The following is a 15,298-nucleotide window of genomic DNA, read 5'->3' as shown; positions in this document are numbered from 1 at the left end:
GGCTCTACCGATGCGAGTGTTCACCCGCGATCGGCAACCCACGTCCATTTGCAGCCCGAGGCCTTCGGCCTCGAGTCGATCCGCTAGCGCAGCGCGGCTTTGTAGTTCTTCTTCGCCGCGCGGCGCAGTTGGACCATGCGCGCCATTCCCGCGAGCGCGGCGATCAGACCGCCGCACACCGCGGCGAGCAGGATAGCCACCCCCAAAGGCAGCTGCCAGCGCCAGCCGAGGAACGCGAACTGCGCCGACTCGGTGTTCTGCGCGATGAAGATCAGCAGGACGATCAGGATGAGCAGGCCGCTGATGACCGCGGTCCACAGCGCGGCGGCCCGGGTGAAGTGGACCTTGTTGACCGACGGTGGCGTGTGCTCGGCGATCTCGTCGTCCGTCGGCGGAACCGGCGGCCCTGGGTTGGGCGGGCCGTAGGGCTCCGGGTCGTTCTGCGCTGACGCCCCATACGGATCGGTACTCATGGCTCCATCTTTGCCCTTTCGCGTGCCCGGCAAACGACGTTTGACGTGGACCGTCGAATCGATGACCAGACAAACCGCGCGTAGCTGCGGCGATGTCGATACTGTCGGGTTCATGACCTCGATGCCGCGACGCCGGCGCCGGCCGCTCGTCGTGGTGGTGGTTCTCGCGTTCCTGATGAGCACGTCCTGTGGCAGCTCGAACCCGCTCGGTGGCGGCGAGATTTCCGGTGACCTCAAGACGATCGCGGTGGGATCGGCGGATTTCACCGAGTCGAAGATCATCGCCGAGATCTACGCCCAGGCCCTGGAGGCCAACGGCTTCACCGTGCGCCGCCAGTTCGGGATCGGCAGCCGCGAGACCTACATCCCCGCGGTGCAGGACCACTCCATCGACCTGATCCCGGAGTACACGGGCAACCTGCTGCAGTACTTCGACGAGGACACCACCGCCACCACTCCCGACGCGGTTCTGCTCGAACTGTTCAAGGTGCTGCCCGGGGACCTGTCGATCCTGTATCCGTCTCCCGCCGAAGACAAGGACACCCTCGCGGTGTCCGAGGCGACCGCGCAGCGGTGGAATCTCAAGACCATCGCGGATCTGGCCAAGCACTCGCCGGAGGTGAAAGTCGGTGCGCCTTCGGAGTTTCAGACCCGCGTGACCGGTCTGGTGGGGCTCAAGGAACGCTACGGCCTCGACATCGCGCCGGCGAACTTCGTCGCGATCAGTGACGGCGGCGGTCCGGCGACCGTGCAGGCGCTCAACAGCGGGGCGGTCACCGCCGCGAACATCTTCAGCACCTCACCGGCGATCGAGCAGAGCAGGCTCGTCGTGCTCGAGGACCCCGAAAACGTGTTCCTCGCCGCCAATGTGGTGCCGCTGGTGGCGTCGCAGAAGATGTCCACCGATCTCAAGACTGTGCTCGACGCGGTCAGTGCGAAGCTGACCACCGAGGCCCTGATCGAGCTCAACACCTCGGTCGAGGGCAACCGTGGCATCGATCCCGACGAAGCGGCGCAGAAGTGGATCGCGGACAACGGATTCGACAGGCCGGTGCAGAAGTGATCGAGTTCGCTAACGTCACCAAACGCTATCCGGACGGCACGGTCGCCGTCGACGACCTGACGCTCGCGGTGCCCGAGGGAACGCTGACGGTTTTCGTCGGCCCGTCCGGCTGCGGCAAGACCACCTCGATGCGGATGATCAACCGGATGATCGAGCCCAGCTCGGGCACCCTGACCGTCGACGGCCACGACATCACCAAGGTCGATCCGGTCCAACTGCGGCTCGGCATCGGATACGTGATCCAGAGCGCGGGACTCATGCCGCACCTTCGGGTGGTCGACAACGTGGCCACCGTCCCGGTGTTGCGGGGCGAATCACGGCGCAGCGCACGGCGATCCGCGCTCGAGGTGATGGAACGCGTCGGCCTCGATGTGAAGCTCGCCGATCGCTACCCGGCGCAGTTGTCGGGTGGCCAGCAGCAGCGGGTCGGGGTGGCCCGGGCGCTGGCCGGCGACCCGCCGATCATGCTGATGGACGAACCGTTCAGCGCCGTCGACCCAGTCGTGCGCGAGGAACTGCAGGCCGAGATCGCCCGTCTGCAAAGCGAATTACGCAAGACGATCGTGTTCGTCACCCACGACATCGACGAGGCGGTCAAGCTCGGCGACAGGGTGGCCGTGTTCGGACGCGGCGGGGTGCTGCAGCAGTACGGCGACCCCGCGTTCGTGCTGTCGAATCCGGCCAACGAGGAGGTGGCGGCGTTCGTCGGTGCCGACCGCGGCTACCGCGGGCTGCAGTTCTTCCACGCGTCGGGCCTGCCCCTGCATGACGTCGGCCACGTCGACGAAAGCGAGCTGGACACCCTGGATCTGGGGCCCGACGACTGGCGGCTGGTCACCAAGGACAACAGAAAACCGTATGCCTGGATCAACGCCGACGGTGTCGCCCTGCGCCGCAGCGGAAAGTCGCTCTACGACAGCACGATCGGCGGCGGATCGCTGTTCCGCCCGGACGGTACGCTGCGCAACGCGCTCGACGCGGCGTTGTCCTCGCCGAGCGGGCTGGGGGTCGCGGTCGACGACGACGGGCGGCTGATCGGCGGGGTGAGGGCCGACGACGTCCTGGCAGAACTCGAAAAGCAGCGTCGCGTACCGGAGTTGGGCTAGCGGATGCGGTATCTGCTCAACCACCTCGACGACCTGTGGGCGTTGACGGTGATCCACCTGCGGCTGTCTCTGATCCCGATCGTGCTGGGCCTGATCATCGCCGTGCCGTCGGGCGCGGCGATCCAGCGCACCTCCGCGCTGCGACGGCTGACCACGGTCACCGCCAGCATCGTCTTCACGATCCCATCGTTGGCGCTGTTCGTGGTGCTGCCGCTGATCATCCCGACCCGCATCCTCGACGAGGCGAACGTGATCGTGGCGCTGACGCTCTACACCGTCGCCCTGCTGGTGCGTGCGGTGCCGGAGGCACTGGACGCGGTGTCGCCGACGGTTCTCGACGCCGCGACCGCGGTCGGATACCGGCCGCTGACGCGAATGGTGAAAGTCGAACTACCCCTTGCCGTTCCGGTACTTATCGCCAGCCTGCGCGTGGTGGCCGTCACGAACATCTCGATGGTGTCGGTCGGTTCGGTGATCGGCATCGGCGGGCTGGGCACCTGGTTCACCGAGGGCTACCAGGCCAACAAGAGCGATCAGATCGTCGCCGGCATCATCGCGATCTTCGTGCTGGCGATCGTCATCGACACGCTCATCATGCTCCTGGGTAGGGCGCTCACCCCGTGGACGCGTGCGGCACGCGGGCGTCGGACATGGGGCCGGGCGAGGGCCGCGTCATGACGGGGCCGATGGATTTCCTGCGGGAGGCGCTGGCCTACCTCTTCACCGCCGCCAACTGGGGCGGCCCCGCCGGACTGCTCGCCCGCACCCTCGAACACCTCGAATACACCGTGGTGGCGCTGTTCTTCTCGGCGGTCATCGCGATTCCGATCGGGATGCTCATCGGCCACACCGGCCGCGGAACATTTCTCGTCGTCACGGGCGTGAACGCGCTGCGCGCGCTGCCGACGCTCGGTGTGCTGCTGCTCGGTGTGCTGCTGTGGGGGCTGGGGCTGGTACCGCCGACCGTCGCATTGATGCTGCTGGGCATACCGCCCGTACTGGCGGGCGCCTATGCCGGCATCGCCAACGTGGATCGCACCGTCGTCGACGCCGCGCGCTCGATGGGAATGACCGAACGGCGCATCCTGCTGCGCGTCGAGACGCCGATCGCGTTGCCGTTGATCCTCGGCGGGCTGCGCACCGCCACGCTGCAGATCGTCGCGACCGCGACGGTCGCCGCGTACGCGAGCCTCGGCGGGCTCGGACGCTATCTGATCGACGGCATCAAGGTGCGCCAGTTCCATCTGGCGTTGGTCGGCGCGTTGATGGTGACGGCGCTGGCGTTGATCCTCGATGCGGCACTGGCGTTGGCGGTGTGGCTCTCGGTGCCGGGAACCGGACGGCTCAGTATCCGGGGGCGGCGCATGCCGCAGCCGTTCCTCGGTGACGAAGTCGTTCTCGAATCCCGCCCCGGCGCAACATCACAGCGCGACCGAAAAACCACCGACCATGCACGTTACGAACGAGGGGACCCTTCGCATACGGTATAGGGGTGAGTGAAGCAGGCGGCTCCGAAAAGTCATGGCCGGCGATTCTGACCTGGCGGGCGCACGACGTCCCGCGGATGGAATCGGTCCGGGTGCATGTGTCGGGCAACCGCATCAAGGCGTACGGCCGAATCGTGGCCGCCGCGACGCCGTCTCATCCGGCGTTCTCCGCCGACTATGACTTGGTGACCGACGAAACCGGCGGCACCAAACGGCTCTCCATGACCGTCACGCTCGCCGAGCGCGAGCGCCAGCTGTCGATCGCCCGCGACGAAGAGAACATGTGGCTGGTTCAGCAGCACACCGGAGAGTCGCGCCGCGCCGCCTACGACGGCGCGCTCGACGTCGACGTGATCTTCAGTCCCTTCTTCAACGCGCTGCCGATCCGGCGCAGCGGGCTGTATCAGCGGACGGACTCGATCAGCTGCCCGGTGATCTACGTACGGCTTCCCGAATTGTCGGTCGAGACGGCGGTCATCAGTTACAGCAGCGCCGAGGATGGCATCAAACTGCACTCGCCCGTCGCCGACACCACGATCGCCGTCGACTCGGACGGGTTCATCCTCGACTACCCAGGACTGGCAGAGCGGATCTGATCACCCCGCCCGCGCGTCCCGAGGCGGCCAGTTCCTCGCGCCACCGATCCTCGCCGATCACGACCGTCACGATCTCCGGCCTACCGAAGTTGTCGTAGCGGATTCGGGCGGCGTGGCCGGTCTCGACGAGGTCGGTCAACGGTTTGTGCGCGGCCAGTGCGTCGCGTGCCTGAGTGAGCAGTTCGAGCGTGTGGTCGAGCACCGGCAGAAGTTCGTCGGCGTTGGCCTCGCACATCGCCCGCACCAGGTCAGGCGCGGTGGCGGCGACCCGGGTGCCGTCGCGGAACGACCCAGCCGCCAGCGCGAACGCCAGCGGCACCTCGCCGGCGGTGGCGGCCAGCGCCTCGGCCAGCAGGTGGGGCAGATGCGAGATCGTCGCGGCGGCCGCATCGTGTTCGTCCGAACGAGCAGGGACGACGACCGCGCCGCAGTCCAGCGCCAGGTCCATGACCAGGCTCCAGACCTGCGGGTCGACGTGTTCGTCGACGCTGATCACCCACGGCGCGCCCACGAACAACCGGGCGTCGCCCGCCGTCCACCCCGAATGCGCGGTGCCCGCCATCGGATGGCCGCCGACGAATCGCTCCAGCAGGCCGAAGGACCGTACCTCCTGCAGCACAGCGGATTTCACGCTCGTCACATCGGTCAGCGGACAGTTCGGGGCCGCCTCACGGATGTGGCCGAGCATCTGGCCCAGCGCTGGCACCGGTACCGCGAGGACGATCAGCGCGTCGTCGCCCGCCGCCCGCTCCAGCACCGCATCGAGGTCTTCGGAGGCGTCGAACCCGTCGGCGGTCGCGGCCTGGACGCCCTCCAGCGACCGGTTGTAACCGAACACCTCCCGCCCCGCCGCCGCGGCCGCGCGCATCACCGAACCACCGATCAGCCCCAAGCCGAGCACGCAAACCGGTGTGTTGGTCACCCACCAAGGTTGGCACATCGGAGGCCATCGACCGACGTCAGGCTTGGTGGTCGATTCCTGGTCAAGGGCATGGACGGCGACTACCGTAGGCCGACATGGGAGCACAGCGTGCGCCGGCGCGGGAGCAGTCCACGGACACTCCCGACGGCTTCGGCGTCGCCGTCGTCCGCGAAGACGGCAAGTGGCGGTGCGCGCCGATGCGCAGGGCGGCACTGACCAGCCTCACCGCAGCCGAGCGGGAATTGCGCGAAATCCGCAGCGCGGGAGCCGTGTTCGGGCTGCTCGACGTCGACGACGAGTTCTTCGTGATCGTGCGTCCGGCCCCCTCCGGCGCGCGGTTGTTTCTGTCGGACGCCACCGCCGCGCTGGACTACGACATCGCCGCGGAGGCGCTGGAGATGCTCGACGCCGACATCGAGCCCGAGGAACTCGAGGAGGCCGAACCGTTTGAGGAGGGCGATCTGGGCCTGCTTTCCGACGTGGGCCTGCCCGAGGCCGTGCTCGGCGTCATCCTCGACGAATCCGACCTCTACGCCGACGAACAGCTGGGTCGGATCGCGCGCGAGATGGGTTTCGCCGACGAGTTGTCGGACGTGCTCGACCGCATGGGTCGGTGATTGCCGACGATCCCCGACGATGAGGCGCTGATCCGCGCCGCCCTCGAGGCCGCAACGGCTGCGGGTCCCCAGGACGTACCGATCGGCGCCGTCGTCGTCTCGGCCGCCGGCACCGAACTCGCCCGGGCGGCCAATGCGCGCGAAGCTCTCGGCGATCCCACCGCGCACGCCGAGATCCTCGCGATCCGGGCCGCGGCGGCCGCACTCGGCGACGGTTGGCGGCTGGAGGGCGCCACGCTGGCGGTCACGGTCGAGCCCTGCACGATGTGCGCGGGCGCGCTGGTGATGGCCCGGGTGGCGCGCGTGGTGTTCGGCGCGTGGGAGCCCAAGACGGGAGCGGTCGGGTCGCTGTGGGATGTGGTGCGCGACCGGCGGCTGACGCACCGGCCACAGGTGCGCGGGGGTGTGCTGGCCGACGAGTGCGCGGCGCCGCTGGAGGAGTTCTTCTCCCGACAGCGATTGGAGTAGACCGGTGCCCGCCCGGTAAGCTGCCACTCGGTGGCGTGTCCGAGCGGCCTAAGGAGCACGCCTCGAAAGCGTGTGACGGGTAACCCCCGTCCGAGGGTTCAAATCCCTCCGCCACCGCCACAACGATTCAGGCACTATTGTCAGGATCTGTCACTGAAGCAGAGGTCGAGGCGACCGCGGTGACCAACCCGAGAGAATTGGCATATGCGCGCGCTTCATGACCAAGACCCCTCGGCCTCGGCCGGCGGTGGCGCTGCGCTGCGCCCGTTTTCGGTGCTGCTCATCGAGGATGACCGCGGTGACGCCATCCTGGTCGAGGAACTGATCGCCGACGCCGACTCCAATATCAAGGTCGTGTGGGCCCCCAACATGGAGGACGCCGAACATCAGCTCGAGGTCTTCCGGCCCGACTGCGTGCTGCTCGACCTGAACCTGCCCGACGCCGACGGCATCAAAGCCCTTGACCGCGTAGCCAAGCGCGACATCACGATGCCGATCGTCGTGCTGACCGGCCTCAACGACGAGCACTTCGGCATCTCCGCGGTCGCCGCGGGCGCGCAGGACTACCTCGTCAAGGGGCGCGTCGAACCGGAGACGCTACGTCGCGCACTGCTCTATGCAGTGGAGCGCAAACGCGCCGAGTTGACCGCTGTCGAACTGCACGCCAGCGAAATGCGGGCCATGGAGAATGCTCGCCTGGAGCGCGGTCTGCTGCCGTCGCCGCTGCTGCTCGATCCGCCGACGGTCGACATTGTCGCGGAGTATCGCCCCAGCCGTCAGCACACGCTGCTCGGCGGCGACTTCTACGACTTCATCCAGACCCAAGACGGCACCGTGCACGTCATGGTCGGCGACGTGGCGGGGCATGGTCCAGACGAGGCCGCTCTCGGCGTGGCGCTGCGGATCGGCTGGCGCGCTCTGACCTTCGCCGGGCTGCGGGGGAACAGCCGGATGTCGCAACTGGAGCGGATTCTGAGCACAGAACGCCCCGGTAGGAGCATCTTCGCGACAGTGGTCAGCGTCGCCATGTCCCCAAATGGACTCGGGTACGACGTCGTCTCGGCCGGACATCCTGGGATGTTGCTGCACGGGAACAACACCGTGGAGTGGATAGAACCCAGGGGCGGGTCGGCCCTCGGGCTGTACGGGCACGAATGGCCGCTGAACAGATTCGATCTGCCGCCCGGACACGGACTGGTGCTTCTCACGGACGGACTTTTCGAGGGCAGATCCGGTCACGGAACCGAACGCCTGGGCGAGGCCGGCCTGCTTGAAGTGGCCAAGGGCTATGCGCACCTGCCGGGTCGCGAGTTTGTCAACGCGCTGATCGACGACGTCGAGCGCCGCGCGCAGTCGGTGGGCGGCATCAGCGACGACATCGCTGTGGTGCGTGTCGAACGGACGACTATCGGATGAGGAGTCGCCTCACCGTCCAGGGCTGGCAGAACCTGGTGCTGTCGTTGGTGGGCATCGTCGTCATCGGTGGCGCCATCGTCGGAGCGCTGCTGTTGAACCGCACCGATGACGTCGCGCGGGAGCTGAATTTCGGCATCCAACCCGCCCGCGTCGCGGCCTACCAGCTGCAGGCCGCGCTGCGTGACCAGGAGACGGCTGTTCGCGGGTACGCCATCGCCGCCGATCGTCAGTTCCTGGACCCCTACTTCGCAGGCCAGCAGGCCGAGAGTGGCGCCGCGCAGCAAATCCGCGACAGAGTCGGACACCGGCAGGACCTCGTCGATGACCTGGACGCGATCGAGAGGCTGGCGGCAGGCTGGCGCACCACCTACGCAGACCCGCTGATCGCCTCGGTGACCCCGGGTGTGCCTAGCATCCCCGACGCTGAGACTGCCGAGCGCGGCAAGAACTCGTTCGACGTGATGCGCGATGCGTTCGATGACCAGAACCGCGATCTGGCGCAAGCCCGCCAGGACGCCGTCGACGAGCTCACTTCGGTCCAGAGATGGCGGAACACCGTGCTGATCGCTGTGGTGGCTGCGCTCCTTGCCACCGGCATCCTGCTGGCGGTGCTGGTGCGCAACGCCGTCACGAGTCCGCTGGATAGGCTCGCCGCATCGTGCCGCAGGATCACCGAGGGCAGCTTCGACGAGACGATCTCGGTGAAGGGGCCGCGCGACATCCAAGCCATCGCTGCGGACGTGGAGGACATGCGCCAGCGCATAGTCGACGAGCTCGAGGCGTCGCGTTCGGCAAGAGAGCAGCTCGGCGAGCAGGCGCTGGAACTGCAACGCTCCAACGCCGAACTCGAGCAGTTCGCCTACGTCGCGTCGCACGATCTGCAGGAGCCGCTGCGCAAGGTGGCGTCGTTCTGCCAGCTGATCGAAAAGCGCTACGGCGACAAGCTCGATGAGCGTGGCGTCGAGTACATCCGATTCGCCGTCGACGGCGCCAAGCGGATGCAGGTGCTGATCAACGACCTGCTCACCTTCTCCCGCGTCGGCAGGCTCGGCTCGACAGAAGCCGACGTCGACCTCGAGGCCGTGCTGGCTGACGCGGCCGAGAACCTGGCCACCGCGATCGAGGAGTCCGGTGCGGAGGTGGTCCGCACTGGGGTGCCGCTGCCCACCGTCAAGGGAGACCCGACCCTGCTGACCATGCTGTGGCAGAACCTGATCGGCAACGCGGTCAAGTTCCGCAAGCCCGACGTCACGCCGCGAATTGTCATCGACTGCACGGTCGGCGAGGGCATGCGCGAAGGCGCGTGGCTCTTCACGGTCACCGACAACGGGATCGGCATCCCCGAGGAGTTCGCGGAGAAGGTCTTCGTGATCTTCCAGCGGTTGCACGGCCGCGACGTCTACACCGGAACCGGAATCGGCCTGGCACTGTGCAAGAAAATCGTCGAACACCACGGCGGTAACATCTGGATCGACACCGGCTACACCGACGGCACTCGTTTCCGCTTCACGATTCCCAGCGTCGTCGACGATCCCGTCGAGGCCGAAATGGAAGGATCCACCGCATGACATTGGAAGGCCGGGCGATCGACGTACTGCTCGTCGAGGACGACCCGGGTGACGAACTGATCACCCGAGAAGCGTTCGAGCACAACAAGATCAAGAACACTTTGCACGTCGCGCACGACGGCGAGGAGGGACTGGACTTCCTATACCGCCGGGGGAGGTACGCCGATGCGCCGCGGCCGGACCTGATTCTCCTGGACCTCAACCTGCCCAAATACGACGGCAGGCAGTTGCTCGAACAGATCAAATCGGACGCCGACCTCAGCCATATCCCGGTGGTCGTGCTCACGACATCGTCGGCAGAAGAGGACATTCTGCGCAGCTACAAGCTGCACGCCAACGCGTACGTCACCAAGCCCGTCGATCTCGATCAATTCATGAACGCCGTCCGCCAGATCGACGAGTTCTTCGTTCAGGTGGTGCGGCTACCCAACTCTTGACCGCCGCGGTCGGCGTCGGCCACGTCGAAGTCCATGCGCACGGTGGTGCCCGCCGACGACCGCATCACCTCTACGTCGTTGCCCAAGGCGCGAATGATCGGCAGACCGCGGCCGCGAGTCGTCGGTTCCGTGCTCGGCGCCCGCCATTCGCCACGATCGGAAACGCGCACCACGATCCGGCCGTCCTCGACGTTCGCTTCGACCACCACCACGCCGTCGGCGGAGTTCAGATAGGCGTGTTCGACGCAGTTGGTGGCGGCCTCATTGACCGCGAGGACAATATCGGCGCCCACGGCGTCGGGCACGCCGATCGGTTCCATCCACCCGAGAAGCCGTCGACGAATCTGTGCCAGTCGATCCGCGGTGGCCGGCACTTCGATCCACAGAGGATCTGCCGGCCGCAGACGCACATCGATTACCACGCCCGTGGTTGTACCCCGCTTGCCCCGATTCATCACGTTCGTCGCGCATACGCTCTGGTCTCAAAACCGTAGCGAGGCGCAGATCACACCCGACAAACGATGAGAGGTAAGACATGCCGGTGCTGACGCCGCAGCACGAGGACTTTCCCCGCTGGTACCAGGATGTGCTGAACAAGGCGAAGCTCGCGGAGAACGGACCCGCTCGCGGCACCATGGTGATCCGGCCGACCGGCTACGCGATCTGGGAGCGGATGCAGGCCGACCTGGATGCGAGGATCAAGGCGGCGGGCGCGCAGAACGCGTACTTCCCGCTGCTGATCCCGATCACTTTCTTCGAGCGCGAGGCCGAGCACGTCGAGGGATTCAGCCCCGAACTCGCCGTCGTCACCCACGGCGGCGGCAAGCAACTGTCCGAGCCGCTGGCCATCCGGCCGACCAGTGAAGCCGTCATCGGCGAGTACATGGCCAAATGGATCGACAGCTACCGCGACCTACCGCTGCTCCTCAATCAGTGGGCCAACGTGGTGCGCTGGGAGATGCGGCCCCGAATCTTCTTGCGCACCACGGAGTTTCTGTGGCAAGAAGGCCACACCGCGCACGACGGCGAGACCGAGGCACGCGACTACGCCCGACTGATCCTGCACGACGTCTACGAGCGGTTCCTGCGCGAGGTGATGGCGGTGCCGGTGATCGTCGGGCGCAAGACCGCCAAGGAACGTTTCGCCGGCGCCGCCAACACGATGACCTGCGAGGGCGTCATGCGCGACGGCAAGGCGCTGCAGATGGCCACGTCGCACGAACTCGGTCAACGGTTTGCCCGGGCCTTCGACATCACCTACTCCAGTGCCGCGGGTTCCTCCGAGCTCTGTTGGACTACGTCGTGGGGTGCCTCGACCCGGATGTTGGGCGGGCTGATCATGTGCCACGGTGACGACTTCGGGCTGGTCGTGCCGCCCACGCTCGCCCCGGTGCAGGCCGTCGTGGTGGTGGTCAAGGACAACGGCGACGGCGGCGTCGTCCGGGCCGCCGCAACGCTGGTCGACGAGCTCCGCGCGCGCGGCGTGCGGGTGCGGTTGGATGACAACGTCGAGGCCGCGTTCGGTTGGCGGGCCACCGACTGGGACTTGCAGGGCGTGCCGATTCGCATCGAGCTCGGCCCCCGCGACCTCGACAAGAACGCGGCGATGCTCTACCGTCGCGACACCCGCGAGAAGACCGCGGTGGGCCTCGACGACGTCACCGAGCGCGTGTCCGAATTCGTCGAGAGCATCCAGGCCGACATGCTCGCCGCGGCGACCGCGCGCCGCGACGCGGCCATCGCCGACTGCGCGACGATCGACGAGGCGCGCGAGGCCGCGCAGACGGGCGTCGCACGGCTGCGGTGGGACAAAGTCGGCGTATCGGGGGAAGAAGAGCTCGCCGCGGCGGGGCTCACCGTGCGATGTCTGCAACGCGGCGACGGCACGCTGCCGGACACCGATGACGACGCCGACGCCTTGGCCTACGTCGCGCGTGCCTACTGACCAACGTCAGCCGTAGAAGATCACCTGGTAGTCGGGGGTCCACGCGCCGCCCTTGCAGCTCAGCGGAACCCCGTCGGGCGACTGGGCCACCCCGGTCGCATCCCCGCACGGCAGTCGGTTGGTGCGGATGCCGATCAGCGGGGGCGACGAGATCCAGGTGCTGCGCGAGTTGCATGCCAGCGTGTTGCCCGACGCGTCGATCCCGAAGTTGTAGCGGGTGTTCTGCACGCAGTGCGTGCCCTCCACCGCGGTGCGGTCGACGTAGGGAACACAGTTGGCGCCGTCGCAGTAGCCGGGCGACGCCGGCGCATTCGCGGCGGTCATCAGGGGTGCGGCGACGAACCCGCACGCGAGCGCAGCTGCAGCCATGAGCCTCATAGGTGGCTAGCCTAAGTGCCCCGCATCGACGGCGGGCACGGAATAGGCTCTTAACCCATGAAGCCGGTTCTGGTTGCTCTGGCCGCCGCGGCGGGTGCGGCCGTGACGATCTCCGCTCCCGCTGCCAACGCCGACGTGGTCGCGTATCTGGTCAACGTGCACGTGCGGCCGGGCTACAACTTCCCGAACGCCGACGCCGCGATCGGCTACGGCAGGACGATCTGCGACCGGGTGGCGGGCAAGATGAGCTACGGCGAGCTGGTCAACCAGGTGACCGCCGACTTCCACACCGCCGACAAGTACCAGGGCATGTACCTGATCAACCAGGCGGTCAACGAGCTGTGCCCGGCGCAGATCTGGCAGCTGCGGCAGTCGGCGGCCGGCTACACGGGGTAAACCGATCGGAAGAAAAACGGCGGCGCCCCTGTCGGGACGCCGCCTTCTCTCAGGCTCGTGACCTGACTACGGGCAGGTGACTTCGATCTCGAATGGCTTGTTGACCGGCTGCAGCGGGTTGGCCATGTCGACGCCCGTCGCGGTCCCGGAGATCTTGTAGGTCTTACCGTCCTTCTCGGCCTTGGCTTCGCCCTGGCCGGCGCCGCTCTGGTAGCCCAGCGTCACGCCGTTGACGTTGCCCAGGCCGACGGACTGCACGGTCGGTTCGTCACCGGAGCTGACGACGGCGCCGATGCCCGTGGTCGCGTCGCCGATCGCGATGTTCGTGTTTCCGCCCATATCGCTGCACACGACGGTGCCCTGGACAGCCTGATCTTTGCCGTCGATCGTGACGGTGGTCTTGCCCTCCGCCGATGCGGCCGTCGATGTCTCACCCGACGTTTCGGACTTCTTGTCACCCGAGGAACAGCCGGATAGACCGGCGATGACGATCGCCGCGCCGCCGATGGCGACCAGGAAACCACGCTTCACCCTGTTCTCCTTTGTGTAGTGACCCGTCAAGATCGGATCATCAAGAGCAGTATTGTTCGCGCCTAACCCGGCATCCGCGATTTCGCCGAAATTGACGTACCGGGGTCCGCTCAGCAGGACACGCGAATGGCGAACGTGCCGGACGCGCGGAAGCTGGGATTGTCGGTGTCGAAGCCGTCGGCGGCACCCGAAATGTCGTAGGTCCGGCCCGTCATCGCGATGTCCGCGGACTCGGCCGTGTCGCCAACGCCCGCGGTGTAGCTGCCGGTGAAGCCGCCGACGTTGTTGATTCCGACCGACTCGACGGCCAACTCCTCCTTGTTCGAGACCATCGCCGTGACGCCCGACGTCTGGTCGCCGGTGGTGATCGTGGTCAGGTAACCCGTGGTGTTGCACTGCACCGCGTCGGTGGTGCCCGCGTCGCGACCGTTGACCGTCACCTGGGCCGTGCCCGCGATCAGCTCACCCTTGGGCGGGGTGTACTCCGGCGGGCTCGAACAACCGGCCAACCCCGCCACGATCGCGGCGACGCAGCACGTCGGGACCCACCGATTTTTCACAGTGCAGAATCTACGACGTGGCCGTGCCGAAATCTCCCGCTCCGAAAGAGTCGTCGGCTCCGTTTTTCAGCGTGACCGCCGAACTCCCCGGCCGGGCCGGCCGCACCGGCGTGATCCGCACTCCGCACGGCGAGATCCACACCCCGGCGTTCATTCCCGTCGGCACCCAGGCGACCGTCAAGGCGGTGCTGCCCGAGATGATGAAAGAACTTGGCGCCCAAGCCATTCTGGCCAACGCCTATCACCTGTATCTGCAGCCCGGCCCGGACATCGTGGACGAGGCCGGCGGCCTGTCGGCGTTCATGAACTGGCCTGGCCCGACGTTCACCGACAGCGGCGGATTTCAGGTGCTGTCCTTGGGGGCGGGGTTTCGCAAAGTGCTCGCGATGGACACCGAGCGCGTCCAGGCCGACGACATCATCGCCGAAGGCAAGGAGCGGCTGGCCAACGTCGACGACGATGGGGTGACGTTCCGGTCTCACCTGGACGGCTCCGTGCACCGGTTCACCCCGGAGGTGTCGATCGGCATCCAGCATCGGCTGGGCGCCGACATCATCTTCGCGTTCGACGAGCTGACCACGCTGGTGAACACCCGCGGGTACCAGGAGCGGTCGGTTCAGCGCACGCACGACTGGGCGGTGCGGTGCCTGGCCGAACACCGACGGCTGCAGGCCACCCGGCCGGACAAACCGAAGCAGGCATTGTTCGGGATCGTGCAGGGTGCGCAGTACGAAGACCTGCGGCGGCAAGCCGCCCGCGGTCTGGTGGCGATCGGCGACGGCGCCGGGCCGGCGGAGGGTCTGGAGTTCGACGGCTACGGCATCGGCGGCGCACTGGAGAAGCAGAACCTGGCCACCATCGTCGGGTGGGTGTGTGACGAACTGCCCGCCGACAAGCCGCGGCATCTGCTGGGCATCAGCGAGCCCGACGATCTGTTCGACGCGATCGCCGCGGGGGCCGACACGTTCGACTGCGTATCGCCGTCGCGCGTCGCACGCAATGCCGCGGTGTACTCCACGACCGGACGCTTCAACATCACCAATTCACGGTTCCGGCGCGAGTTCACCCCGATCGACGCCGAATGCGACTGCTACACGTGCGCCCACTACACCCGGGCATATCTGCATCACCTGTTCAAGGCCAAGGAGATCCTGTCGGCGACGCTGTGCACCATCCACAATGAGCGGTTCGTGGTACGGCTCGTCGACCGGATCCGGGCGGCCATCGATGCGGGTGAGTTCGACGAGCTGCGTGCGGACGTGCTGGGCCGCTACTACGCAACCAGTACCTAATCCGCGATTTCGGTGCGGTAACCGTCGCTCAGCGATCGCTCTT

19 protein-coding genes and 1 tRNA gene are annotated in these 15,298 nt (G+C 67.1%); 14 read left to right on the top strand and 6 right to left on the bottom strand.

What is annotated here, in order from left to right:
- Window positions 1-83: 83 nt before the first annotated feature.
- A complete protein-coding gene (locus A5698_RS08385) occupies window positions 84-473 on the bottom strand; it encodes a LapA family protein (protein ID WP_068295495.1) in 390 nt (129 codons plus the stop codon).
- A 121-nt stretch (window positions 474-594) separates the two neighbouring features.
- Between A5698_RS08385 and A5698_RS08380 the strand changes: the two genes are divergently transcribed.
- From A5698_RS08380 to A5698_RS08360, 5 genes are read left to right on the top strand one after another with little or no spacing between them, the layout of a single operon-like run.
- Window positions 595-1,536, top strand: a complete 942-nt coding sequence (locus A5698_RS08380) for an ABC transporter substrate-binding protein (RefSeq protein ID WP_502688890.1) — start codon at window positions 595-597, stop codon at window positions 1,534-1,536.
- Window positions 1,533-2,642, top strand: coding sequence for an ABC transporter ATP-binding protein (locus tag A5698_RS08375; protein ID WP_068295490.1), 1,110 nt, complete (start codon window positions 1,533-1,535; stop codon window positions 2,640-2,642). The genes A5698_RS08380 and A5698_RS08375 overlap by 4 nt, the downstream gene beginning before the upstream one ends.
- Before the next feature lie 3 nt (window positions 2,643-2,645).
- Window positions 2,646-3,320, top strand: coding sequence for an ABC transporter permease (locus tag A5698_RS08370; protein ID WP_068295488.1), 675 nt, complete (start codon window positions 2,646-2,648; stop codon window positions 3,318-3,320).
- 8 nt (window positions 3,321-3,328) lie between these two features.
- Window positions 3,329-4,132, top strand: coding sequence for an ABC transporter permease (locus A5698_RS08365; protein ID WP_068295508.1), 804 nt, complete (start codon window positions 3,329-3,331; stop codon window positions 4,130-4,132).
- Window positions 4,133-4,134: 2 nt separating this feature from the next.
- Window positions 4,135-4,725, top strand: coding sequence for a putative glycolipid-binding domain-containing protein (locus A5698_RS08360; RefSeq protein WP_068295486.1), 591 nt, complete (start codon window positions 4,135-4,137; stop codon window positions 4,723-4,725).
- On the opposite strand, the gene A5698_RS08355 is transcribed toward A5698_RS08360, so the two are convergent.
- Entirely contained in the window at window positions 4,688-5,752 is a 1,065-nt protein-coding gene (locus A5698_RS08355; RefSeq protein WP_353651813.1) for a prephenate dehydrogenase, read from the bottom strand. The two genes, A5698_RS08360 and A5698_RS08355, sit on opposite strands and share 38 nt — an antisense overlap.
- On the opposite strand from A5698_RS08355, the gene A5698_RS08350 reads away from it, so the two are divergent.
- The 6 genes from A5698_RS08350 to A5698_RS08325 all read left to right on the top strand — a co-directional run bounded on the left by A5698_RS08350 (window position 5,743) and on the right by A5698_RS08325 (window position 10,153).
- Complete coding sequence (locus A5698_RS08350) at window positions 5,743-6,264, top strand: tRNA adenosine deaminase-associated protein (RefSeq protein WP_067086616.1); 522 nt, start codon at window positions 5,743-5,745, stop codon at window positions 6,262-6,264. The genes A5698_RS08355 and A5698_RS08350 overlap by 10 nt on opposite strands.
- Window positions 6,265-6,273: 9 nt before the next feature.
- The gene (locus A5698_RS08345) at window positions 6,274-6,732 is read left to right on the top strand and encodes a nucleoside deaminase (protein ID WP_068295506.1); all 459 of its coding nucleotides are present in this window, start codon (window positions 6,274-6,276) and stop codon (window positions 6,730-6,732) included.
- 29 nt (window positions 6,733-6,761) lie between these two features.
- Window positions 6,762-6,852, top strand: a tRNA-Ser gene (locus tag A5698_RS08340).
- Between the two features lie 84 nt (window positions 6,853-6,936).
- On the top strand, window positions 6,937-8,148 hold the full coding sequence (locus A5698_RS08335) for a PP2C family protein-serine/threonine phosphatase (RefSeq protein ID WP_197506708.1): 1,212 nt from the start codon (window positions 6,937-6,939) through the stop codon (window positions 8,146-8,148).
- Window positions 8,145-9,716 carry a sensor histidine kinase gene (locus tag A5698_RS08330; protein WP_068295482.1) on the top strand — a complete coding sequence of 524 codons (1,572 nt, stop codon included), beginning with the start codon at window positions 8,145-8,147 and terminating at the stop codon, window positions 9,714-9,716. Before A5698_RS08335 ends, A5698_RS08330 begins: the two co-directional genes overlap by 4 nt.
- Complete coding sequence (locus tag A5698_RS08325; RefSeq protein ID WP_068295480.1) at window positions 9,713-10,153, top strand: response regulator; 441 nt, start codon at window positions 9,713-9,715, stop codon at window positions 10,151-10,153. Before A5698_RS08330 ends, A5698_RS08325 begins: the two co-directional genes overlap by 4 nt.
- Here A5698_RS08325 and A5698_RS08320 read toward each other — a convergent pair.
- Window positions 10,126-10,575: an ATP-binding protein gene (locus A5698_RS08320; RefSeq protein ID WP_068295501.1), complete on the bottom strand. Its 450-nt coding sequence runs from the start codon at window positions 10,573-10,575 to the stop codon at window positions 10,126-10,128. The genes A5698_RS08325 and A5698_RS08320 overlap by 28 nt on opposite strands.
- Window positions 10,576-10,688: 113 nt before the next feature.
- On the opposite strand from A5698_RS08320, the gene proS reads away from it, so the two are divergent.
- Window positions 10,689-12,098 carry a proline--tRNA ligase gene (proS, locus tag A5698_RS08315; RefSeq protein WP_068295478.1) on the top strand — a complete coding sequence of 470 codons (1,410 nt, stop codon included), beginning with the start codon at window positions 10,689-10,691 and terminating at the stop codon, window positions 12,096-12,098.
- Between the two features lie 6 nt (window positions 12,099-12,104).
- Here the strand turns inward: proS and A5698_RS08310 are convergent, their stop codons facing one another.
- The gene (locus A5698_RS08310; protein ID WP_068295476.1) at window positions 12,105-12,476 is read right to left on the bottom strand and encodes a hypothetical protein; all 372 of its coding nucleotides are present in this window, start codon (window positions 12,474-12,476) and stop codon (window positions 12,105-12,107) included.
- 57 nt (window positions 12,477-12,533) lie between these two features.
- On the opposite strand from A5698_RS08310, the gene A5698_RS08305 reads away from it, so the two are divergent.
- The gene (locus tag A5698_RS08305) at window positions 12,534-12,872 is read left to right on the top strand and encodes a DUF732 domain-containing protein (RefSeq protein WP_067294515.1); all 339 of its coding nucleotides are present in this window, start codon (window positions 12,534-12,536) and stop codon (window positions 12,870-12,872) included.
- Window positions 12,873-12,938: 66 nt separating this feature from the next.
- Here the strand turns inward: A5698_RS08305 and A5698_RS08300 are convergent, their stop codons facing one another.
- Window positions 12,939-13,403, bottom strand: a complete 465-nt coding sequence (locus A5698_RS08300; RefSeq protein WP_067294519.1) for a lipoprotein LpqH — start codon at window positions 13,401-13,403, stop codon at window positions 12,939-12,941.
- Between the two features lie 110 nt (window positions 13,404-13,513).
- A complete protein-coding gene (locus A5698_RS08295) occupies window positions 13,514-13,963 on the bottom strand; it encodes a lipoprotein LpqH (RefSeq protein ID WP_068295473.1) in 450 nt (149 codons plus the stop codon).
- Between the two features lie 17 nt (window positions 13,964-13,980).
- Between A5698_RS08295 and tgt the strand changes: the two genes are divergently transcribed.
- On the top strand, window positions 13,981-15,255 hold the full coding sequence (tgt, locus tag A5698_RS08290) for a tRNA guanosine(34) transglycosylase Tgt (RefSeq protein WP_084792333.1): 1,275 nt from the start codon (window positions 13,981-13,983) through the stop codon (window positions 15,253-15,255).
- Window positions 15,256-15,298 lie beyond the last annotated feature (43 nt).

The sequence above is a fragment of the Mycobacterium sp. E136 genome, from assembly GCF_001666865.1.
GTDB lineage: Bacteria > Actinomycetota > Actinomycetes > Mycobacteriales > Mycobacteriaceae > Mycobacterium.
This window is presented reverse-complemented; position numbering and strand designations above follow the sequence as displayed.

What these genes read in the sequence shown, in the direction of transcription:
- A5698_RS08385 (WP_068295495.1), bottom strand. Translation starts at nt 473, where the DNA reads ATGAGTACCGATCCGTATGGGGCGTCAGCGCAGAACGACCCGGAGCCC.
- A5698_RS08380 (WP_502688890.1), top strand. Translation starts at nt 595, where the DNA reads ATGCCGCGACGCCGGCGCCGGCCGCTCGTCGTGGTGGTGGTTCTCGCG.
- A5698_RS08370 (WP_068295488.1), top strand. Translation starts at nt 2,646, where the DNA reads ATGCGGTATCTGCTCAACCACCTCGACGACCTGTGGGCGTTGACGGTG.
- A5698_RS08365 (WP_068295508.1), top strand. Translation starts at nt 3,329, where the DNA reads ATGGATTTCCTGCGGGAGGCGCTGGCCTACCTCTTCACCGCCGCCAAC.
- A5698_RS08350 (WP_067086616.1), top strand. Translation starts at nt 5,743, where the DNA reads ATGGGAGCACAGCGTGCGCCGGCGCGGGAGCAGTCCACGGACACTCCC.
- A5698_RS08335 (WP_197506708.1), top strand. Translation starts at nt 6,937, where the DNA reads ATGCGCGCGCTTCATGACCAAGACCCCTCGGCCTCGGCCGGCGGTGGC.
- A5698_RS08330 (WP_068295482.1), top strand. Translation starts at nt 8,145, where the DNA reads ATGAGGAGTCGCCTCACCGTCCAGGGCTGGCAGAACCTGGTGCTGTCG.
- A5698_RS08325 (WP_068295480.1), top strand. Translation starts at nt 9,713, where the DNA reads ATGACATTGGAAGGCCGGGCGATCGACGTACTGCTCGTCGAGGACGAC.
- proS (WP_068295478.1), top strand. Translation starts at nt 10,689, where the DNA reads ATGCCGGTGCTGACGCCGCAGCACGAGGACTTTCCCCGCTGGTACCAG.
- A5698_RS08310 (WP_068295476.1), bottom strand. Translation starts at nt 12,476, where the DNA reads ATGAGGCTCATGGCTGCAGCTGCGCTCGCGTGCGGGTTCGTCGCCGCA.
- A5698_RS08305 (WP_067294515.1), top strand. Translation starts at nt 12,534, where the DNA reads ATGAAGCCGGTTCTGGTTGCTCTGGCCGCCGCGGCGGGTGCGGCCGTG.